This is a genomic window from Bradyrhizobium sp. JYMT SZCCT0180 (assembly GCF_018130165.1).
Taxonomy (GTDB): Bacteria; Pseudomonadota; Alphaproteobacteria; order Rhizobiales; family Xanthobacteraceae; genus Bradyrhizobium.
Genome location: NZ_JAFCLZ010000003.1, coordinates 1 through 21,726 on the forward strand (window position 1 = coordinate 1; position 21,726 = coordinate 21,726).

A 21,726-nucleotide genomic window follows, 5' to 3' on the forward strand; every position below is an offset into this window, starting at 1 on the left:
GAGATCACGGCATAAGCCGTAAAGCCATTGCGCAGGGAAGGCCAGGTGTTCTCCGCTGCCCTGTATGCTCGTGTGCAGCCTACTTAGTGCAAACCGCACACGAGACCGCGGGTGCAGCGCGCACCCGGTCTTCCCTGCGCCCTCTCATCGAGAGGGCGGGAAGTTTCTGGCAAGGCTCGGGCGCAATGCGTCGCGAGAATGTCGAAGTGTGTGTCACACCCACAATTGTCGTCCCCGCCGAGTGCGCAATTGCGCACGGGGGCGGGGACCCAGTATCCCAGAGACGCCGATGATAGAACCGAGAAGCCGCGGCGTACTGGATCCCCGCATGCGCGGGGGACGACGGTCACGGTATGGGGCGCATGACGACCTCACGTCCCGCAGAACGTCTGCAGCACGCGTTGCTCCGGCAATGGCGGATTGGCGTATTCAGCAAACTCCGGCTGATCCTCGAACGGCTTTGCCAGCACGCTCAGCAATTCCTCGAACGGCGCGTAATCGTCATTGTTCATCGCGGCCTGGATCACGGCTTCGACGCGGTGGTTGCGCGGGATGAAGGCGGGATTGACCTTGCGCATCGAGGCATATCGTTCCGCTGCCGATTGCGGCTCGTCGGAGATGCGTTGCCGCCAGCGCGCCGCCCATTCGTCGAACGCCGCGGGATCGAGGAACTGGGCCCTGACGCTGTCGTCGTTGGCGTCCAGCGCGGCGTCGGCGAGGCGGCGGAAGGTGAGGGTGAAGTCGGCCTGGTTCTTGGCCATGGCGTCGAGCAGGTCCTGCACCAGCGCCTCGTCGCCGTCACGCAGGCTGAACAGGCCGATCTTGGCGCGCAGTCCGGCCTGATAGGCGGTGGTGAAATGCTCGGCGAATTCACCGAGGATGAATTGCGCCTGTTCGATCGCCTTGTCCTTGTCGTCGGACAACAGCGGCAGCAGGCATTCGGCCAGCCGCGTCAAATTCCACAGCGCGATCTGCGGCTGGTTGGCGTAGGCGTAGCGGCCCATCTCGTCGATCGAGGAGAACACCTGCGCGGGGTCGTAATGGTCCATGAACGCGCACGGGCCGTAGTCGATGGTCTCGCCCGAGATCGAGGAATTGTCGGTGTTCATGACGCCATGGATGAAGCCGACCAGAAGCCATCGCGCGACCAGATCGGCCTGCCGCGCCACCACGCCTTCGAGCAGCGCGTGATAGGGGCGCTCGGCCTTGGCGGCCTCCGGATAGTGGCGCGCAATCGCGTGGTCGGCGAGCTGGCGCACGCCGTCGGTGTCGCCGCGCGCGGCGAAGAACTGGAAGGTACCGACCCGGATATGGCTCGCAGCCACGCGGGTCAGCACCGCGCCGGGCAGCATGGTCTCGCGCTGCACGCGCTCGCCGGTGATCACGGCCGCGAGCGAGCGCGTCGTCGGAATGCCGAGCGCGAACATCGCTTCGCTGACGATGTACTCCCGCAGTACCGGGCCCAGCGCGGCCCGGCCATCGCCGCGGCGGGAAAACGGCGTCGGACCAGAACCCTTGAGCTGGATGTCGCGCCTGATGCCATCGGCGTCGATGACTTCGCCGAGCAGGATGGCCCTTCCGTCGCCGAGCTGCGGCACGAAATGCCCGAACTGGTGGCCGGCATAGGCCATCGCGATCGGGTCGGCGCCGTCGGGGACGCGTTTGCCGGCCAGGATCTCGGTACCCTCAGGGCTAGCGAGCACCTCCGGGTCGAGGCCGAGATGGACGGCCAGCGCCCGGTTCAGCTTGATCAGCCGGGGGGCGGCCACGGGGGTAGGCGCCACGCGCGCGAAAAAGTTCGCCGGCAGAGCCGTATAGGTGTTCTGGAACGGGAAATGGACGGTCATGGTCACAAAGATAGGCGCGCCCGGGGGATAGGCAAAGGGCTCACGCCAGATAGCTTCGAAATGCCGCTTTTTGGGCCAAAACAGGGGCCGCCACTGGTTGCCGCGCCTGACCTCGTCGGGTAAACCCTGCCGCAGCTCGGGCAGGCCTTGTTCCCCGATTCTTGTTCTGGATTCTTGGCCCTCGATTCGACCTCCAATATCAGTTTTTGGGATTTCCATGCATCGCTACCGGTCACATACATGCGGCGCGCTCCGCGACAGCCACATCGGCGAAACCGTTCGCCTCTCGGGCTGGTGCCACGTCATCCGCGACCATGGCGGCGTGCTGTTCATCGACCTGCGCGACCATTACGGCATCACCCAGTGCGTGGCCGACAAGGACTCGCCGGCGTTCGCGGAAGTCGAAAAGTTCCGCTCGGAGTGGGTGGTGCGGATCGACGGCAAGGTGCGCCATCGTCCCGAAGGCACCGTCAATGCCGAACTGCCGACCGGCAAGATCGAAATCTATGTCAGCGCGGTCGAAGTGCTGGGGCCTGCCGGCGAGCTGCCGCTGCCGGTGGCTGGCGAGCAGGAATATCCTGAAGACATAAGGCTTAAGTACCGTTTCCTCGACCTGCGTCGCGAGAAACTGCACCAGAACATCATGACCCGCGGCGCGATCGTCGATTCCATGCGCAAGCGGATGAAGGACCAGGGCTTCTTCGAGTTCCAGACCCCGATCCTGACCGCGTCCTCGCCGGAAGGCGCGCGCGACTTCCTGGTGCCGTCGCGGATTCATCCGGGCAAGTTCTACGCGCTGCCGCAGGCGCCGCAGCAGTACAAGCAGCTTCTGATGATGTCGGGCTTCGACCGCTACTTCCAGATCGCGCCATGCTTCCGCGACGAGGATCCGCGCGCCGACCGCCTGCCGGGCGAATTCTACCAGCTCGATGTGGAAATGAGCTTTGTCGAGCAGGAAGACGTCTTCGCGTCGATGGAGCCGGTGATTACCGGCGTGTTCGAGGAGTTTGCAAAAGGCAAGCCGGTGACAAAAGGCTGGCGGAAGATCCCGTTCGCCGAAGCGTTGAAAAAATACGGCAGCGACAAGCCGGATTTGCGCAATTCGATCGAGATGCAGGACGTCTCCGAGCATTTCCGCGGCTCCGGCTTCAAGGTGTTCGCGCGGATGCTGGAAGACCCGAAGAACCAGGTCTGGGCGATCCCCGGACCCGGCGGTGGCTCACGTGCGTTCTGCGACCGGATGAACTCCTGGGCGCAAGGCGAGGGCCAGCCCGGTCTCGGCTACATCATGTGGCGCGAGGGCGGCGAGGGCGCGGGTCCGCTGGCCAACAACATCGGACCGGAGCGGACGGCGGCGATCCGCGGCCAGCTCGGGCTGAAGGAAGGCGATGCCGCGTTCTTCGTCGCCGGCGATCCGGACAAGTTCTGGAAATTCTCTGGTCTCGCGCGCACCAAAGTGGGCGAGGAGTTGAACCTGATCGACAAGGACCGGTTCGAGCTCGCCTGGATCGTCGACTTCCCGATGTACGAGTATGACGAGACTGAGAAAAAGGTCGACTTCTCGCACAACCCGTTCTCGATGCCGCAGGGCGGCCTCGACGCGCTCAACGGGCAGGACCCGCTGACCATCAAGGCGTTCCAGTACGACATCGTCTGCAACGGCTACGAGATCGCCTCCGGCGGCATCCGCAACCACAAGCCCGAGGCGATGGTGAAGGCGTTCGAGATCGCGGGCTATGGCGAGAAGGACGTCGTCGAGCGGTTCGGCGGCATGTACCGCGCGTTCCAGTACGGCGCCCCGCCGCACGGCGGCATGGCGGCCGGCGTCGATCGCATCGTGATGCTGCTCTGTGGAACCACGAACCTGCGCGAAATCTCGCTGTTCCCGATGAACCAGCAGGCCGTCGACCTGCTGATGGGCGCGCCGTCCGATGTCGCGATCAAGCAGCTGCGCGAACTGCACATCCGGCTCAATCTGCCGGAAAAGGGCTAGCCTAGGGTTAGAGCCCGGTTGAAGCCTCGATCCGGAATTGCGCCAGCGCAACCATCGGGTCGGTCTTCAACAGCTGCATGAGCTGCATCGCCGGCACCTTGCCGAGCGGGGTCAGCTTGATGTTGAGCGTCTGGCCCGGGGTCTCGACAAAGCGGGCGACCGCTTGCACCGCGGCGACGGCATCGGGGTTGGTGGCCGCGGCTTGTTCGCTGCCGGACCTGATACCCTCGACGATGGCGCTCCGCGCCGCCTCGCGGCTGACGTTCTGAAGGCGGGCATATTGGGCGACCGCAAGGTCGATGCCGCCGGTATCACGCAGCGTGAGGTCGATCGTACCGGCCTCGATCTGTCCGGCCATGGTCGCCGCCTGCACTGCATTGGGGGAGAATACCCCGCGCGGCACGTTGGCGAGCGACACCCGCAGCGACGCCTTGGCGATGCCGCCGACGTCGAGCGTCACCGGTTCGAGGGCGAATGCGCGTGACGCCTCCGTCCAGGCCGCGCCGAGATCAAAATCGATGGCCGCCTTGTCGAGGCCGGCCGTGACCAGCACCTTCTGGCCGGGATCGCGCGCATCCAGCGGCGCTGCCATCTTCAGTGCCAGCCGCAGCTTGCTCGGGATCGGCCCGATGAAATTGCCCCAATCGAGGTTGAAGGCGTCGATGTTGACCGGCCGGCCCGTGTCCTTGAAGGGCGCCGCGAGCGCCTTGAGTTCGACACCCTCGATAAGCGCCAGCATCCCGAGCGCCTGGTCGGGCGGTGGCTGCTGCGATGGGTTGGAGAACAGCGCCGACATCCGCATCAGGTTGGCGACATCGAGCGATTTGAGCGCGAACCGACCGACCTTGAAGGGACCTTGCGGCGTGCGGCCATCGAGGCCTTCGATCGCAAATTCGTTGACCTTGCCGCTGTCCAGATTGAACCGCATCGCCGACAGTTTGAAGGGACCCTGCGGTGTCTCGACCGCAAAGCCAGTCATCTCGGCATTGCCGATCCGCAAGCCCTCGTACACCTTGGCGACCTTCTCAAGCATTGCGCGCGCTTGCACCGGTGTCGGCGGTGCGGCGCCGGGCGGCGGTATCATTGCCAATAGATCCGCAAGTTGCATCCGCGACGGCCGCAGGCCGACGTCGTCGATCGTCATGCCGTCGATCCGCATGTTCAGGCCTTGCCCGGACGTGACGACATAGGGACCCGTCGTGATCTGCCGGTACGTCCGGTAGTACTTGTCGTCGCTGGCCTTCTGCGGGTCGAAGAGTGCCGCCACCGCTGCCGTGTCGATGTCGTAGCCTGCGATATTGGCGAGGTTGCCGGTGAGCTTGTCCGGCTTGCCCCCCGCGCCTTGGGCGTTGACCGTGAAAACCACACCGTCGATCTTCGTGCTGGCGACCTTGCCGTCCTTGATGCCCTGCATCGCAAGGCCCGTATAAGCGACTTCGCCGCCGCCCGGCGTCGCAACGCCGGAGTTGATGGTTGCGGTCAGGCTCGGAGCGCTGATCGACGTCGCCGCAACGCCTGCGAACTGCGCGAGCACGGACCGGTAGACGTCGGCAAAGGACGACGAAGCCTGCGGCCCTTGCAGGCTGGCGGGGCCGGAATAGTCCTTCAGGATGATCCGCGGCACCTTGTAGGCGAGGCTCAGAGCCGGCTGCGGGGCCATGGCCGCGCTGATCTCGACATCGGCGATTTCGATGCTCTCGGCCGAGACGCGCGCCGCGTCCGGCTGGCTGACGCCGGAGGCCGTGAGGCTGCCGATCTTGACGCTGATCGGCGGTTGCGCTGCCGATTTAGCGGTGATCTCGGCAATCGTGACCGTGCGGCTCAAGAGGTCGAACGACACCTTGCCCCGGCTCGCCTTGCCGCCGGCCGCGCGAACCTGCTCAAGTGCGGCGTCGACCTCGCTGGCTATCCGATGCTGGGTATAGAACTGAAAGCCGAAGAACCCTCCCACCGCGATCACGATTGCGGCAACCAGGCCGCTCAGAACCTTTACCATTCGGGCAGCTCCGGTTGCCGGTGGGCGGAGGGCAATTTGCCGTCGTCGGTCGAATGACCGGGGATGGGGAGGGGCCATGGTAACGGGTTCGACCGTTTGCGTCGATCCGCCAGCCGTCAGGCCCTGTTGATGGGGGCGCCATCAGCTGTTGCATCCAAGCGGTTGCGCGTGCTTCACATCCGGCTCAATCTGCCGGCAAACTGACCTCGTCCGGACGTGGCGAAGAAACAAAAGATCGGGACCGGGAACGCGGGAGTATGCATGTCGTCTTATTCTGAAGATCTCCATTCCGCAGCACTGGCGTACCATCGGCTGCCGCGGCCCGGTAAGCTGGAAATTCAGGCCACCAAGCCGCTCGCCAACCAGCGCGACCTGGCACTGGCCTATTCGCCGGGCGTCGCGGCCGCCTGTACCGAAATCGCCAACAATCCGGCTGAAGCGGCGAGCCTGACCGCCCGCGCCAATCTGGTGGCCGTGGTCTCCAACGGGACGGCCGTGCTCGGCCTCGGCAATATCGGCCCGCTGGCGTCCAAGCCTGTCATGGAAGGCAAGGCGGTCCTGTTCAAGAAATTCGCCGGGATCGATGTGTTCGACATCGAGATCGCCGCCGACACCATTGAGCGCGTGGTCGAGACGGTGGCGGCGCTGGAGCCGACCTTCGGCGGCATCAACCTGGAAGACATCAAGGGCCCGGAGTGCTTTGAGATCGAGGCGCAGCTCAAGGCGCGCATGAAGATCCCGGTGTTTCACGACGACCAGCATGGCACCGCCATCATTGTCGCCGCGGCGATCACCAACGCGCTGCTGCTGAACGGCAAGAAGCTTGCCGACGTCAAGATCGTCTGCTCCGGCGCAGGTGCCGCCGCGATCGCCTGCCTCAATCTCCTGGTGTCGCTCGGCGCGCAACACAAGAACATCTGGGTCTGCGATATCGACGGCGTCGTGCACGAGGGCCGCAACACGCTGATGGACCGCTGGAAGGCGGTCTATGCGCAGAAGACCAGCGCGCGCGTGCTCGCCGACGTGATCGGCGGCGCCGATATCTTCCTGGGACTGTCCGCGCCCAACGTGCTGAAGCCGGAAATGGTCAAGGCGATGGCGGACCAGCCGCTGGTGATGGCGCTGGCCAATCCGAATCCGGAAATCATGCCGGACGAGGCGCGAAAAGCCCGCCCCGACGCGATGATCTGCACCGGGCGAAGCGACTTCCCTAACCAGGTCAACAACGTCCTGTGCTTCCCGTTCATCTTCCGCGGCGCGCTCGACGTCGGCGCCACCGGGATCAACGAGGAAATGAAGCACGCCGCGGTCGACGCGATCGCGCAGCTGGCGCGCGATCCGCCGTCGGACGCGGTGGCGCAAGGCTTCGACAGCGGCGAAACCCAGGGGTTTGGACCGGGATCGCTGATCCCGAGCCCGTTCGATCCCCGCCTGATCCTGCGCATCGCGCCGGCTGTCGCCAAGGCTGCGATGGATTCCGGCGTGGCGACACGGCCGATCAAGAATTTCGACGAATATACCGCGCTGCTGGAGCGCTTTGCATTCCGTTCCGGCCTCGTCATGAAGCCGGTATTCGCCAAGGCGAAATCCCAGCCGGTGCGCGTGATCTATGCCGAGGGCGAAGACGCACGCGTGCTTCGCGCCACCCAGGTCGTGCTCGAAGAGAAACTGGCGCGGCCGATCCTGGTCGGGCGGCCCTCGGTGGTGGAAGCCCGGATCAAGCGGTTCGGGCTGTCGATCAAGGCCGGGCAGGATTTCGACCTCGTCAATCCCGAGGACGATCCGCGCTACCGCTCCTACGTCCAGACCTATATCGACGTCGCCGGAAGGCGCGGTGTCACGCCCGAGGCCGCGCGCACCGTGGTTCGCACCAACGCCACCGTGATCGCAGCGCTTGCGGTGGTTCGCGGCGAGGCAGACGCGATGATCTGCGGCGTCGAGGGCCGCTATATGAGCCATCTGCGTCATGTCCGGGAAATCGTCGGCTTCCTGCCGGGGGTCAAGGATTTTGCGGCGCTGGCGATGATGATCACCAGCAAGGGCTCCTATTTCATCGCCGATACGCAGGTGAGGCCCAACCCGAGCGCTGAGGAATTGGCCGAGATGGCGTCGCTGGCAGCGATCCACGTCCAGCGCTTCAACATGAAGCCCCGCGTTGCCTTCGTGTCACATTCCGACTTCGGCAGCTATGATACCGATAGCTCACGCAAGATGCGTCTCGCCACCGCGCTATTGAAGGAAAAGCATCCGGAGATCGAGGCCGACGGCGAAATGCAGGGCGATACCGCGCTATCGGCGGCCGCGCGCAAGCTCGTGCTTCCGCATTCGAAGCTGGAAGGCGATGCCAACATCCTGATCATGCCGAACCTCGATACCGCCAACGTCGCCTACCAGATGATCAAGACGCTGGCGGATGCATTGCCGGTAGGCCCGATCCTGATCGGCCCGGCGCGTCCGGCGCATATCCTTACTCCGGGGGTGACCGCGCGCGGCATTCTCAACATGACGGCGGTTGCCGCCGTCGAGGCCCAGGAGCGTGCCGGCCGTGCGCAACCGACCCTGTTCGGCTAGTTGCTATCGGCGGGTTTCCAACGCGGATGGTTTCGATTTGACCGTTTGAAAAGCAGAGGCGAAACGCTCATAATCGCCTTGCACGACCGCTTGTGACATTGCATTGCCATCCAGTGAGGCCGACCCATGCCAGCGTTCTTTACTTTCGGGCGAGTTTTGTTTGCCGTGCTCTTCATCTACACCGGAGCGACCAAGCTCTTTGACGTTCAGAATACGACGAACGCGATCGCCTCCAAGCTCGTCATTCCTGCCCTTCTGACGCCCTACACCGAGCAACTCGAAACCATGGCAGGAGGAATGAAGACACCGCAAATGCTGGCTCTTGCGGTTGGTATTTTCGAGATCATCGCCGGGCTGATGATCGCGGTTAATTTCGGCGCGCGGTTCTTTGCGATCCTTTTGATCTTCTTCGTGCTGACAGCCACCTTCTATTTCCACGATTTCTGGAATCAAGCCTCGCCCGAGAACGCCAAGACGCTGATCGATGCGTTGAAGAATCTCTCGATCGTCGGCGCGCTGTTCATGATCGCGGGCTACGGCCGCGGGCCGCGATCGTCGGAACCTGCCTACGACGTCTAGAGCGGACGTGGGCTCAGGTCCGCCGCCACGGCGTGACGGTGACGTCAGCCGCCGGGTCGAGCATTTGCGGTTGTCCGGCGCGTAATCCGTGCGACGCCAACACCTGTTGCGGCGAGCGCGCGGGCACCCCGGGGAAGCAGGGCTCGCCGTCCGGCAGCCGCACGTGCGGGGCCTGTGACAGCCAGAACACGTCGTAGCGTTCCATGAACATGCCGAACACGAAAGGCCCGCCGATCACGGCGACCGTGCCGGCGCGAATCCCGACTTGCGTGCAGGCGGCCTCAAAGGAGGCGCCGGCCGGATTCCACAGCGTGGCGTTGGGGTTGGAGGGATCGGGCGCAATCGCGCGAACCTTTCGCGTCAGGATAAGGCGCTTGCGCCGCGGCGAGTTCGGCTGGTCCTCGAAGGAATTGCGGCCGTGCAGGATCAGGTCGGCGCGGTCGAGGGCGGCTGTGAAGAACTGCTTGTCGCCCTCGAATTTCAAATCATCAGGCATGACATTGCTGGCGTTCGCCAGCATGCCGTCCGCCGAGACGATAACGTAGCCTTCGATGCGCAGCGCCGGCATGGACTTGTCGCCGAGTCGAGGCCGTTATTCCGAGATCGTCTGCACGACGCTGGAAACCGGGCGGGAGCTAACGGTCGGCAGCTTGGCCTCTTTCAGTAGACTCTCGTCAAACTGCGGGAGGGTCTGCATCGGCGCCTTGGCGCGCATCGCCACCACCTTGTAGCCGCCAGCCTTCAGCTTCTTCAGGAGCTCGGGCAGGGCTTCCGCGGTGTGTTTCTGGAAGTCGTGCATCAGGATGATGCCCTTGCCGAGCTTGTCGACCTTGCGCATCACCGTCTCGATGATTTTCTCTGGCTTGCTTGCCTTGAAATCGAAGGAGTCGAGATCGCAGGAGAAAATCGCGATGTTGCGCGTGCCGAGATAGGTGACGATTTCCGGCGGGTGCTGCAGCGCCGGGAAGCGGAAGAACGGCGCCGGCGAGGTGCCGCCCAATGCCCACTTGACGGCGCTAAAACCTTTCTCAATCTCTTCCTTGCGCTGATCTTCGCTTAGCTTCTTGTTGACCAGGGCGGCGTGCGACCAGGTGTGCGAACCGACCGCGTGGCCGGCCGCGTAGACCTGCTTGAGAATTTCCGGATAATAAGTGGCATGCTTGCCGATCGGGAAGAAGATGCCGGTGGTGCATTCTTCGGCGAGCGACTTCAACACCGCCGGCGTGTTGACCGGCCACGGGCCGTCGTCGAATGTCAGCACGACTTCCTTGTCGCGCAGGAAGTCGAGATCCTTGAAATGTTCGAAGCCGAAGCCGGGACCGCCGGTCGTGTCGATCTCCACGGTGCGTCCGACGCCGAGTGCGTTCGGGTTGGTGCAAGGAGGCCGGGTCGGAGCGGCCGCGGCTTTTGGGGCAGGCGCTGCCTGAGGCGCTGCGGCAGCGGGTGCTGGAGCAGCCGCCGAGGGCGCAGCGGCACCCTTGGCCGGCGGCGTCTGCGACCAGGCCGCGCTCGAGGTCAACAACGAAACCGCGCCTGCAAAGATCAACCCTGCCGCAATACGCATCTTGTTTTCCTTAAATGATCCCGCGTCCGGTACCGGCTTTACCGTCGTCCGGCCGCTTCCCGCCCCAACGCACAATAGCCTAGTTGCAGCGGCCTCGCCAAGGCAACGGCGGTCACACAGGGCCGCCGATTTGTCGCCGAACCGGTTAATTCAGGGGATTATTCCCGCTGTTTGCACGCAAGCGACCCGTTAGCCGCTTCGTTCGGAAACACCTTGTGCGAGCGATCGCGCAATCGCGGTCTTTACCCGCGTATCCGAGGGGTCGACGGATTCCGGGAAGACTTCGGCGATATAGCCGTCGCGGCCGATTAGATATTTGTGAAAGTTCCAGCGCGGAACATCCTTTGGCCGTGCTTCTGCTGCCCATTTGTAGAACGGATGCGCATTCGGCCCTTTCACGATGGCCTTGGCCGATATCGGGAAGGTCACGCCGTAATGGTGCTGCGCGGTTGCTGCGATTTCGGTCGCGCCGCCTGGTTCCTGGCCGCCGAAATCGTTGGAGGGAACGCCGACGATCATCAGGCCGCGCTTACTGAACTCCGTCCACAATTCCTGCAGCCCCTTATATTGCGGCGTGAAGCCACAGAGCGAGGCGGTGTTGACGATCAAGAGCGGACGGCCGGCATATTCCGAAAGCCTGATATCGCCGCCGGCCAATCCACCAAACGAAAACGCGTAGGCGGTGATCCGGCTCATGCCGGCCTGCGCGTTGGCGATCCGGGCCGAGCCGATGCCTGCAATGGCGGCCAGCGTTGCCGTCATCATGGTTCTGCGATCGATCATGGCGAGCCTCGCGCTAGATTCATCGAGGCAAAGCATAGCCGAGCCGGCGAACCGGCGCCGCTCAACAAGCTGTTATGCAAGTTAGCGCAGCGGCACGATGAAGTCGGTGCCTTCGCCGGTTTCGCCCGTGTTGATGCCGTGATCGGACACCACGATCGAACCGCCCGTCGTCAGGGCTTCGGTGATGCGCGCCATCGCTTCCGGCGGCACGGTGATGCGGTCGAGTGCTTCGGCCGGGCTGTTCGGCGCCGGTGCCGGCTTGGCTTCGGCCGGGGCTCCGCCGGCGACCTTGCGCCGCCGCGCGGCGCGCTCGTCTTCTTCCGTGAGCGCCGCATTGCGGGCTGTCACCGGCAGTGACACCACCGACCAGCGCAGCAGGTTGGGATCGTTCTTGTCGACTTCCGCCGTGAAGACATGCGTGCCCAGCATCCGCTCGCTCGGCGCGATCGTCACGGGCACGTCGAACAGCGGCGTGAAATTCTGCCGCACATAGAGCTTGCCGTCCTTGCGACTGACGAACACCGCGATCTGCCCGGTGCGCTTCGGTTCCGGCTTCGCCGCGGCCTTCTCGACGCCTGGCAGGCGCGACGGATCCTTTTTCGCATCGGGCGCAACGGCAGGCGTATCGGCCGCCTTGACGGGCTCCGCCGGTTTTTCGGCGGCCTTCGGCGCTTCAATTTTCGGCGCCTCGACTTTGGGCGCGTCCGCCTTGAGCGTCCCGGTTCTCTCCTCGTCCGGTTTCACGTCGACCGATTTGGCCTCAACCGGGGCCGCCTCGGATTTGGCTACTTCAGGCTTGGCGTCTTCGGGTTTGGTTTCAACCTTCGCCTCGGCGACCTTGTCTTCGGCCTTCACGCCGTCGCTGGTCTCTATCGATTTGGCCTCGGCCGTTGCAGCTTCCGACGGTTTGGACTCAGACGCTTCGGCCGCAGCCTCGCCGGACACCGGCAGCCTGCTCGCCGAGGGTGACGCATCGGACATCGTGGCCGCAGCATTGGTCGTCGGCATGGCCCCGCTGGCATCCGCAGTCTGGGTTCGTTCGCGCAACGGCGTCCGATGGGGGGTGCCGTGCCCGACGGTCGATCGCAATTCCAGGCTCGCGTCTGAACTTGTGGAGTTCATTTCGGATCGAGCGTCCGCGCCCTTGTCGGATTTCACCGCCGGCGCGTCCGACATCGGCTCGTCGGCGGCCACAGGTTGCGGCACCACCTTCTGCGCCACCAATAGCGGGTGCGAGAAACTCGAAGGCGTCATCTCGCCGGGCGTAACGATGACCCGGGCGCCCATCTTGGTCCAGTTCCACATCTTCGCGGCAAAGGCCATCGGCAAACGGATGCAGCCATGCGACGCCGGATAGCCGGGCAGGGCGCCGGCATGCATCGCCACACCCGACCAAGTGATGCGCTGCATAAAGGGCATCGGCGCGCCGCTGTAGATGTTGGAGTGATGCATCTTGTGCTTCTGGATGATGCTGAACACGCCCATCGGGGTCGGATGGCTTTTCGTGCCCGTCGACACCGGACTTTCCGCGAAGATTCCGTTGGCGTCGTAGACCCTGACCTTTTGCTGGTTGATCGAGATCGCGATGATCAGAGGGCCCTGCGGCTTGGCGCTGATTTCCTTTTCGGCGGCCACCATGGCCTTCGAGGGCTTGCGGGCACGCTGCTTGCGCGGTTGGGCTGACGGTGCCGGCCGGTAGAAGTTGGGGTCGGAATCCTGCCAGTAATACAGGGCGGCGTCGGCGTGGGAGGAGGCGCCGATGGTGCCTGCGGCAACCAGAACAGCTATTTGCCAAAATCGCTGGTTCGCACTGCTTACGCTCGTACTATTCAACCCAAAAAGCCGATGCCCGCTCACGCCCAAATTCCCTGAGTCCAGATCGTCGAATCCGATGTTCCGATAATCATTTGTTGTTGCAGACGCGAAAAGCGTTCACCAGCTTAAGCCCTCTAAACCCGCGCTTTTCGCCGCAAGCGTAGCAAAAAAGCCTCACATTCCGTTAAACGCGAGCTCCCCGGCACCGTTCCTCAGCCTTCCCGTGCGGCATTTGCACATTACATAACCGGTGGGTCCTTCATCGGAGATAGAAATGACATTCAAGGCCATCGGTAAGTGTGACAAGTCATGGAGAAATCTGGCCTTGAGCGTGTCGTTGGCGGTGTTGGCCGCGGTGGTGTGGCATGCCGGTCCGGCCTTTGCCGCCGACGAGCCGGACCTGATCTTCCGTCGCTCGACCGTGTTCAAATGGCTGAGCCCAAATGACAAGCTTGCGACCTACGGCGTCGATGACCCCGAGGTCGACGGCGTGGCCTGCCATTTTACGGTACCGGAGAAGGGCGGTTACAAGGGCTGGCTCGGGCTTGCCGAGGAAGTTTCAGATATTTCATTGGCCTGCCGCCAGATCGGGCCGATCCGGTTCAAAGGCAAGATGTCCCAGGGCGACGACATGTTTCGCCAGCGCCGTTCGCTGTTCTTCAAGAAAATGCAGATCGTCCGCGGCTGCGACCCCAAGCGGAACGTGCTCGTCTACATGGTGTATTCGGACCGGCTGATCGAGGGGTCACCCAAGAACTCGACATCTTCGGTGCCGATCATGCCCTGGGGAGCCGCCGACGCTGCGGTGCAGAAATGTGGCGAGTTCGTCCATTAGTCCTGATGCGCAGGTCCGCGGCCAGGCGGCCGTCCTAGGACTTACCGTTTCACCGGATCGGGATGTGGGCGGACCTCTGAACCGGGCTTTGCCTTAGGCTCGTGGCAGCCTACCAGGCGCACGAACTTCTGAGGCGAGCACTGATTGTCGCCCATGACTGGTGCGCCCTGCTGCGACATCGCGCCAGCCATCTGTTGCTGGCCGGATTTGCGGGGCGAGGATTGATTGCCAACACTGATGTTGCCATTGCCCACGACGGCTATCCTTTGTTGGATTATGAAAGAGAACAACGCCGAACCAACAGGAAAAGTTGCACGGGGTGTTCGCTTGAGTCGGCCGGACCGACGCTTCGGTTCACAACTGAGTATGCTGCGCTGCGGCCTATTCAGCAGACAATGATTAAGAACTTGGATTAAGAACTTGCGACGGCGTCGAACCGGCTGCCCGCAAGGTGCGTCTCATCGCCAGATGGTGAATGGAGACGTCAGATGCGCGCCCTCAGCTGCATTATTGCTCTTGTTTTCGTCCTGACCGGCCCGTCGCTGGCCGGCAGCGCTGATCGCGACATGCCTGGGGTAGGGACGTTCACCTATTGCGGATCGCCTGTCGTGACGCCCGAACCCGATTTGAGCGCCGTCGACAGCGAGTGAGCCAGTTTCGCCTCTCTTCGGCGGTACACGGCAGGGCTCAGACTCAAAATCGCGAAAACAACCCCATGCAAAGTAGAATGGCCCCGGCCCGCAGCTGACCTGTAGCTCTGTCCAGCCATTGATCACTATATTGAAATCATTGGGTTTTTCTCGCCAATGTTTCGTCCCGGCAGGCCGACGAAACAATTCACCCCTGCAATGAAACCATTTTCCGCTTTTGGCGCAGATATCCGGAAACAGCCGTTGGTTATCACTCTGCCAACGAAACGGCGGGGACGCCGGCACCGAAACCGGAGACAGACCAATGCGGACCTTCAGCTTCATCCTCGCCTTCGCCTTCATCCTGGCTGGTCCCTCGGTCGCTGGCTCTTCGGACCAGGGCTTGCCCGGCATCGGCACCTTCTCCTACAACGGCGCGCCGGTGACCACCTCGGCTCCCCAGTCGATCGTTGTCGCAGCTGTCAACTAAGCGCAGCTAAGCGCTCGCAAGAGAATTTGCCGGTAAAGGCCCAGTATGTTTGTACGTTTTTGTTCCGCTGCGATTTTGGTTTCCAGCCTGCTGGGCGCTTCAGCCCAGGCCCAAACCCAGTTAACGGCGCAGATGCGGTTCCAGCAGGGGCCGATCGGCTCCATGTTCAAGCTCCCCGATCCCCGCGGTGAGTTCGTCCGGCTGTGCGCACCCCACATGGTCGGACGTTGGGCGCATCCCGAAACAGTTTGCACTTGCCTGCATGACCATGCGGCCGCGACCGTCGAGGATAACGACCTGCGCGAAGCCTTGCTGCGCGGCATCAGTGAAACCGGCGTGCCTACGATCGAGACCGCATGGGTGCCGGCGTCGAAGCAGTCCGAGATCGGGCCGACCTTCACCAAGATCGCCAAGCCGACGCTGCAATGCATGTTCGAGCCGTCGTCGAACTAATATCCTCGGACGCTCATCCCCGGTACCTGACCCAGGAATCGAAGCCGTTGCCAGGTCAGTGGCAGCGATTGTAAGTCAACGGTTGTCCGATGATTCCAGGGATGAACGCGATTGCGTTCACTCGCGCGCGTGAGCCAGTCGATGCAGCCGGGACGAATTCTGCTGTCATGCCTTCTTGTGGCACTGGCATCTGCTGCTTTTGCCGCACCTGATGAGGAACTGCTCGGCAAGGCCAGGAATTACCCGCTCGGCACCCGCGCCAACTGGTTCTTCGATGAAGGCGTGCGGGTTGGATCGTTCAGCCATCTCGACGAGATACTGCCGCACAACAGGCTGAGCAAAGCGGTGTCTCCGCTGCCGCTTGCCGCAGCCGGCGGCGATGCAAAGCTCGGCTACCGGTTCGAAAACCAGAGCTGGACGCTGGACGATTTTCTCAGCCGCCAGCGCGTCACCGGATTGCTTGTCATCAAGGACCGCGCCATCCTGTTCGAGCGCTACCAATACGATCGAAAACCTGCGGATCGCTTCGTTTCGCATTCGATGGCGAAATCCATCGTCAGCCTCGCCGTCGGGATGGCGCTTGCCGAGGGCAAGATCGGTTCGCTGGACGATCTGGTTTCGAAATACGTGCCAAAGCTTGCGGGCAGTCCCTATGGCGAGACCACCATACGCAATGTTCTGCGAATGTCGTCCGGCGTGCAGTTCAAGGAAGCCTATGACGGCAATGACGATCTGACGCGTTTCACGATTGCCCGTAACCGCGAGGGATCGATATCAGCGCTGCGCCAATTCCAGATCCGCGAAGCGGTGCAGGGCGCGCGCTTTCACTATGCCTCCAGCGAGACCGTCATCCTGGCCGTGCTGCTTCGCGCGGTGACCGGCGCCACGCTCAGCGAGTATCTGACCGCGCGGCTGTGGCAGCCGATCGGCGCAGAGGCTGACGCGACGTGGGTGCGGACCACCGACGGCACCGAGACCGGCTCGGGCAGTTTCAATGCGACCCTGCGCGACTACGGTCGCCTCGGAATGCTGTTGGTGAATGATGGAGCAGTCGGCGGCAAGCAGATCGTGCCGAAGGATTATCTGCTGGATGCGACCGATTGGCACCGGCAGCCCCAGGCGTTCGCGCCGGGAAAGGCCACGCCGTATTTCGGATACGGCTATCAGTTCTGGCTTTACCCCGGCGCGAAGCGGCGGTTTGCCTTGCTGGGCGTTTACGGCCAGTCGATCTTTGTCGACCCCGAGCTCAAGCTCGTGATGGTGATCACCGCGGTGGCCAAGAACGCCAGTGTCGGAAAGGAATCATTTGCTCGCGAGCGCGACGCCGTTTGGCGTGGAATCGTCGGCAAATACGGCAGCTGGTAGGCCTCAACGGGCTGGCGAGACGGCGCGAATCGATGTCGCCGCGTTTGGGAACTTGCAACAAGAATGCTTAAGACGGCGGCAGTGAACCCCGGCAGGGTTGGCGCGACTAAGTGACATGTTGCTGTCCGAATTCATAAAAGACCTCCTGTGGGCGGGGGCACATTCCGTGTTCATGAAGGTGGGCACCTGGCTCGATAAGAAAATCGACGGGCCCACGGTGAAGGTCGCCATAGGCATGATTCTCGGGCTTGCATCAATTTTCTTCGTTGTAGTTGTTTCCGCATTGGTCGGCGTCTGAATGAAGAAAAAACTGATCGTCGCAATGGCGATCGGCGCGGAGTCTGCCTGACGCGTCGCTGTAGCGTAGGTTGTGAATGCAGTCGTCTACGGCGCGGGCGCCTTCTTCGTTCTCAAGTCTTTCAACCGAGCCGCTGCCACGTGAAAGCAGGCCCATACTCCCGTTGCCGTCGCCGGTTTCAGTATGGCGACAACTGCGCGATGACCCGTCACTATGAACCTCCCTGGCCACCGAAGACACAAAGGGCGGGTATGTCGCGGAAGAACCGCGACGGAGGCAAATGTGATGAAGGCCATGAAAGCATCTATCCGCGTTGCGGTCACCGCGCTGGCCCTGAGCCTGTCAGTCATCGTGCCATCCTACGCCGAGCAGGATGAGGCGAGCCGTCTCAACCAGCAGTCCAAGGAACTCTATCGGGTCGGAAAGTACGCGGCAGCGCTTCCGCTGGCCCAGCAGTTGCTGGCCATTCGCGAGAAGCAGTTTGGTCCCGATGATGCAATGGTCGCGATGCCGCTGAATGACCTGGGCACGATCCACTACAATCTGGGTCAATACGCCGTTGCCGAGCCACTGTACAAGCGTTCATTGGCTATCAGGGAGAAGACAGTCGGTCCGGACCATGCCGAAGTCGCAAGCGTGCTGAATAACCTCGGCGAACTCTACCGCACGACAGAGCGTTTTGCCGAGGCGGAGCCGCTGCTCAAGCGGTCGATCGCCATTCGTGAGAAAACGGTCGGTCCCGACGATCCGGACATCGTGCTGGCGCTGAGCAACCTGGCCGCTCTCTATAGCAATCAGCGTCGATACGACCAGGCCGAGCGGCTGTTCAAGCGCGGGCTGGCCGTTCTCGAGAAGGCGCACGGTCCGAGCGATCCGAACGCCACGGTTTTGATGAATAACCTGGCCGATGTCTACACCAACCGACGTCGTTATGCCGATGCCGAGCGGCTGCTGAAGCGGTCGATTGCCGTGACCGAGAAAGCGTTCGGTCGCGACCATCTTGATGTTGCGCAGGCGCTGAACAATCTGGCCGCTGTTTATGGGCGGCAGGGCCGTAACGCCGACGCCGAGCGGCTTTACAAGCGGGCGGTGGCCACCTTCGAAAAGACGGTCGGCCCGAACCATCCGGACCTCGCGGATGTCCTGGAAAACCTGGCCCGTCTCTACAAGGATCAGAGCCGCTACGCCGATGCCAACGCGCTTTTCAAGCGGTCGATGGCCATTCGCGCGAAGGCAGGCTCGCCTGCCTGAGATAGCGGCTATCGCGGTTTAACGAGTGCGCGCCTTGGGCGACTCATCTGTCTATTTGGACGAGACCTATCCCGCGCCCGTTGCCAGTCGGCTCGATTTGGTTTCTACTTCCGCGGGCGTCCTGAGAATCTGTTTACCGGAAGAATCCGGGTCACCGGAGAGGCGTTTCGCGCACGTAGGAATTTTCAGATCTGGTGGAAGCATGGCAACCGATAAATCCACGCGGTCTTCGTCGATCCTGCCTGATGCGTTCCGGGGCGCATCCATTGCTACGAGTTTGGCGTACGCGGGACTAGCTTTCTTCGTTGCCGCTGCCGCCGCCGTCTTTGTCGTGACCGACGCTTGGAGCGCGCCTCTTCTTGCGAGCGCAGTCCTAGTTCTCGGGATCGTCGGGACTGCGGGCGGGCGTTTACTACAGGCGAGGAGTGGTGGCCTTAAGCTCCTCGGGACATCCTTGGCTTGGGTGATCTCGGGCCTAGCATTCGGCTCGGGAATCCTTGTTCTGTCCGTACTGGCGACTGGGAAACCGGATTTCGCAGCCGTCAATCTTGCTAGGCTCTTTAGAGATCCTGGCTTCTTGCTGCTGAACCGCGGCCCTAAGAATACTCACGTTACTCAGCCAGGAGAGAGATCTGTCGATACTCTTCCGGAGGAATTCACCGCCACGCTCCGGGCCCGGGATCAACACGAGAAGATACGGCAGCTGCAGAAACTGCCGCAATTGGAATTGAATGGAACTGTTTTATCGCTGGCGGGCCCCGAGGATAGAGGCAAACGAATTTCTGCGTCAAGGCTCGTGCTTAAGGGCAACGCTGCCATCGTAACAAATGGTGGCAACCTGGAAATCGAGGTCATTGACCTTGAAGTGAGCGCTGGACGCGTCGCCTCGTTCATAAGGAGGTCGACACCACCAGCGGCAGAAGCAGATCAACAAGGGCGAGATGGGAGAAGTGGTGGCGTTGTGAAGCTCTTGGTGCATGGCACCATCAATGGAAGGCTTCCGGTGGACCTTTCCGGCGAGGACGGCGGAATGGGAAGCTCAGGGATTGTTGGGCAACCAGGGGCCTCCGGCGCTCCCGGAGATCGGGCCTCCTCGGGTCTGTTCGACTGTCGCCGCGGTCCGGGCGCAGGCAAGCCGGGATTGCCCGGCGGGCCGGGAGGGGCAGGTCGGTCTGGTGGCAACGGCGGCGACGGAGGTCGTTTTATAGTCGTCGGAAATGGGTCCGATAAACTCTTAGGCGCCTTCGCTGAACTGTTTACGGCCAAGGGTGGGGAGGGAGGACCGGGTGGGCCAGGAGGTCCGGGAGGAGACGGCGGGCCTGGCGGGCCAGGTGGTTTCGGCGAGGGTCTTTGTTCCGGGGGTGGTCCCCGCGGGCCGAGCGGTCAGCGTGGCGCACAGGGTCAGCCTGGTTCTGCTGGCAAGAGGGGCACCGATACTGCCGCGCCAGTGTTCTTCACCTTCGCCGGCTTAGGAGGTGGGACATGAAGCCTCCTCGCGAGGAACGGCCTGATAATGTGGATCGGGGCGCAACTCTTCCCTTGGGAAACGAGAGCCAGGCCGATGGCGGAATAATCTCCCACTTGAAGAGTGGCTGGGAATTCATCAAGGACGTGCTTCCTAAGAATGATCCGTTGCGCCGAGCGTCAGCGTGGTTTCTGGTGGCACTTGCCCTTGTCGGCATCCTTCTCACGTTGCGTGCAAGCGCTGGGAGCGCTGAGGCCGCCAGCGCTTTTATTTTCGTCTTCGTGGGCGTATTGGCGGTCGTCGCCTTCGTCAATGTTCTGTACGTTGTAATCCCGGGCGAAAGGGGGGCTGCCCCTCGAGCATATGCATTCGGACGTGCAATCATCGCCGGGATCATCCTCGCAGTCGTAGTGGTGGTGTCAGCTCCGTTTCGTGCGACGATCTCCAGAGATGGCCCTTCAATGGTCCTGTCTTGGCTGCACGCTTGGGGATGGGTATCTATTTCGGATGCGGTCGCCGCCATGCCGATGAAATACAAGCCGACAACTATTCCGGATGGTAGGACGCTGCTGACTAGCCACAGACTCGATCCATTCGAAGACCCGCGGAATGGGATCGCAGACATCGATGCCCGCAGACTATTCGCCGCATTGTCGAACCGCGATCACATCCAGGTTGTCGGGACCGTCACGGTTGCGGATACCGCAGCTCCGCATGACACGTTCGGGTTGGTAGCGCGCAAGGTGCGCTTCGCGGACGGGGCAAGAATCGAGATTGGCCGATCAAGTCTACTCATCGTCACCGAGGTGCTTGAGATCGGCGATAAGGCCGAGCACCGGGCATCGGTTGTGGCCTTTGGCGGAACGCCTCCCACAGGAACGTCTGGTCGGAAAGGCCTAAACGGGGGTAACCTAACGATCATTGTCACTGACAAAGTAGCCAACGGGACTCTGGCGGTCGATCTTCGCGGAAGCGATGGCGAGAACGGCAGCAGTGGGAAGCCGGGGAAGAGCGGCGAGTCCTTCGAGCCCAAAACCAAGCCGGCTGCAGCCAAGGGCTTCCTGGTCAAGTTCCAGACTGCCCCGGAACGAGCAGGTGGACGGGACGCTATTTCCAAGATTCGTAGCGATCATGCGACCACGAACAGGTGCTCCGATGGAACGGAATGCTGGAAAACACTCGATAGCGTAGAGAAGTATCTCGCCTTCTGCGATAAAGATGCGAGTCTTTGCCCAACTTGGACCTCATCAGTTTGTTTCCTGCCCGCCGAACCCGGTGCCAACGTGCCCGGCGAGGAAAAATACAACGGTAAGGCAGGAGAGCCGGCTGGTAATGGAGGAGACGGCGGAGACGGGGGAGCACTCCTGGTAGTAGCGGAGCGGACGACGGACGAATTGCGGATTGTGCTGGATCCCGCCGTTGGTTCAGAAAGCGCTGACAGGAGGACAAGGCCGGGCGCCGCATCGGGCGGAGCCGCCGGCACCGCAGGATCGGGTGGACCGGGTGCCAAGGCGATCGAAGGAGGGGACAACGACTCCAGCAAAATATGCGGCATGGGCCAACCCGGTACCCAAGGAGCATCCGGCCCTTCTGGTCCACCTGGATCGCATGGTCGAGCGGGAAAGCCGCACGAGCGCACTTCCAAGTCTATCAGCTCACTGTTCCCATAACACTTGGACGAAACTCATGAGATAGCGGAGCACGGTCCGCATCGCGCCGGATTCCAACTGACGCGCGAGCGCTGCGGCACCTGCCTGCGAGTGGGTAAGAAATCTGCACTGAGCGTCTTTGC

The 21,726-nt window shown here is 62.4% G+C and carries 18 protein-coding genes; 11 read left to right on the top strand and 7 right to left on the bottom strand.

What is annotated here, in order from left to right; genetic code table 11:
- Nucleotides 1–371: 371 nt before the first annotated feature.
- Nucleotides 372–1,847 carry a protein adenylyltransferase SelO gene (locus tag JQ641_RS04910; protein ID WP_211995252.1) on the bottom strand — a complete coding sequence of 492 codons (1,476 nt, stop codon included), beginning with the start codon at nt 1,845–1,847 and terminating at the stop codon, nt 372–374.
- 217 nt (nt 1,848–2,064) lie between these two features.
- On the opposite strand from JQ641_RS04910, the gene aspS reads away from it, so the two are divergent.
- Entirely contained in the window at nt 2,065–3,840 is a 1,776-nt protein-coding gene (aspS, locus tag JQ641_RS04915) for an aspartate--tRNA ligase (RefSeq protein ID WP_211994711.1), read from the top strand.
- A 7-nt stretch (nt 3,841–3,847) separates the two neighbouring features.
- On the opposite strand, the gene JQ641_RS04920 is transcribed toward aspS, so the two are convergent.
- Nucleotides 3,848–5,836 (bottom strand): aq_1923 C-terminal domain, encoded by a 1,989-nt coding sequence (locus JQ641_RS04920; protein WP_211994712.1) that lies wholly within the window; start codon nt 5,834–5,836, stop codon nt 3,848–3,850.
- A 261-nt stretch (nt 5,837–6,097) separates the two neighbouring features.
- Here JQ641_RS04920 and JQ641_RS04925 point away from each other — a divergent pair, with 261 nt between their 5' ends.
- Together JQ641_RS04925 and JQ641_RS04930 are read left to right on the top strand one after the other, a co-directional pair.
- Nucleotides 6,098–8,407: an NADP-dependent malic enzyme gene (locus JQ641_RS04925; protein ID WP_211994713.1), complete on the top strand. Its 2,310-nt coding sequence runs from the start codon at nt 6,098–6,100 to the stop codon at nt 8,405–8,407.
- A gap of 126 nt (nt 8,408–8,533) precedes the next feature.
- Nucleotides 8,534–8,986: a DoxX family protein gene (locus JQ641_RS04930; RefSeq protein ID WP_211994714.1), complete on the top strand. Its 453-nt coding sequence runs from the start codon at nt 8,534–8,536 to the stop codon at nt 8,984–8,986.
- Between the two features lie 13 nt (nt 8,987–8,999).
- On the opposite strand, the gene JQ641_RS04935 is transcribed toward JQ641_RS04930, so the two are convergent.
- From JQ641_RS04935 to JQ641_RS04950, 4 genes are all read right to left on the bottom strand, one after another.
- A complete protein-coding gene (locus JQ641_RS04935) occupies nt 9,000–9,554 on the bottom strand; it encodes a dihydrofolate reductase family protein (RefSeq protein WP_211994715.1) in 555 nt (184 codons plus the stop codon).
- A 24-nt stretch (nt 9,555–9,578) separates the two neighbouring features.
- Entirely contained in the window at nt 9,579–10,550 is a 972-nt protein-coding gene (locus JQ641_RS04940) for a polysaccharide deacetylase family protein (protein WP_211994716.1), read from the bottom strand.
- A gap of 189 nt (nt 10,551–10,739) precedes the next feature.
- The gene (locus JQ641_RS04945) at nt 10,740–11,333 is read right to left on the bottom strand and encodes a glutathione peroxidase (RefSeq protein ID WP_211994717.1); all 594 of its coding nucleotides are present in this window, start codon (nt 11,331–11,333) and stop codon (nt 10,740–10,742) included.
- An 81-nt stretch (nt 11,334–11,414) separates the two neighbouring features.
- The gene (locus JQ641_RS04950) at nt 11,415–13,166 is read right to left on the bottom strand and encodes a L,D-transpeptidase family protein (protein ID WP_211994718.1); all 1,752 of its coding nucleotides are present in this window, start codon (nt 13,164–13,166) and stop codon (nt 11,415–11,417) included.
- A 256-nt stretch (nt 13,167–13,422) separates the two neighbouring features.
- On the opposite strand from JQ641_RS04950, the gene JQ641_RS04955 reads away from it, so the two are divergent.
- A complete protein-coding gene (locus tag JQ641_RS04955; RefSeq protein ID WP_211994719.1) occupies nt 13,423–13,983 on the top strand; it encodes a CreA family protein in 561 nt (186 codons plus the stop codon).
- Between the two features lie 41 nt (nt 13,984–14,024).
- Here the strand turns inward: JQ641_RS04955 and JQ641_RS04960 are convergent, their stop codons facing one another.
- Nucleotides 14,025–14,237 carry a hypothetical protein gene (locus tag JQ641_RS04960; RefSeq protein WP_312016084.1) on the bottom strand — a complete coding sequence of 71 codons (213 nt, stop codon included), beginning with the start codon at nt 14,235–14,237 and terminating at the stop codon, nt 14,025–14,027.
- 234 nt (nt 14,238–14,471) lie between these two features.
- Between JQ641_RS04960 and JQ641_RS04965 the strand changes: the two genes are divergently transcribed.
- The 7 genes from JQ641_RS04965 to JQ641_RS04995 all read left to right on the top strand — a co-directional run bounded on the left by JQ641_RS04965 (nt 14,472) and on the right by JQ641_RS04995 (nt 21,604).
- Entirely contained in the window at nt 14,472–14,633 is a 162-nt protein-coding gene (locus tag JQ641_RS04965) for a hypothetical protein (RefSeq protein ID WP_211994720.1), read from the top strand.
- 304 nt (nt 14,634–14,937) lie between these two features.
- A complete protein-coding gene (locus tag JQ641_RS04970; protein ID WP_211994721.1) occupies nt 14,938–15,102 on the top strand; it encodes a hypothetical protein in 165 nt (54 codons plus the stop codon).
- A 45-nt stretch (nt 15,103–15,147) separates the two neighbouring features.
- On the top strand, nt 15,148–15,555 hold the full coding sequence (locus JQ641_RS04975) for a hypothetical protein (protein ID WP_211994722.1): 408 nt from the start codon (nt 15,148–15,150) through the stop codon (nt 15,553–15,555).
- Nucleotides 15,556–15,666: 111 nt separating this feature from the next.
- On the top strand, nt 15,667–16,920 hold the full coding sequence (locus JQ641_RS04980) for a serine hydrolase domain-containing protein (protein ID WP_211994723.1): 1,254 nt from the start codon (nt 15,667–15,669) through the stop codon (nt 16,918–16,920).
- Nucleotides 16,921–17,035: 115 nt separating this feature from the next.
- On the top strand, nt 17,036–17,218 hold the full coding sequence (locus JQ641_RS04985) for a hypothetical protein (protein ID WP_211994724.1): 183 nt from the start codon (nt 17,036–17,038) through the stop codon (nt 17,216–17,218).
- A 285-nt stretch (nt 17,219–17,503) separates the two neighbouring features.
- On the top strand, nt 17,504–18,469 hold the full coding sequence (locus JQ641_RS04990; protein WP_211994725.1) for a tetratricopeptide repeat protein: 966 nt from the start codon (nt 17,504–17,506) through the stop codon (nt 18,467–18,469).
- 1,482 nt (nt 18,470–19,951) lie between these two features.
- Nucleotides 19,952–21,604 (top strand): hypothetical protein, encoded by a 1,653-nt coding sequence (locus tag JQ641_RS04995; protein WP_211994726.1) that lies wholly within the window; start codon nt 19,952–19,954, stop codon nt 21,602–21,604.
- The last annotated feature ends 122 nt before the right edge of the window (nt 21,605–21,726 follow it).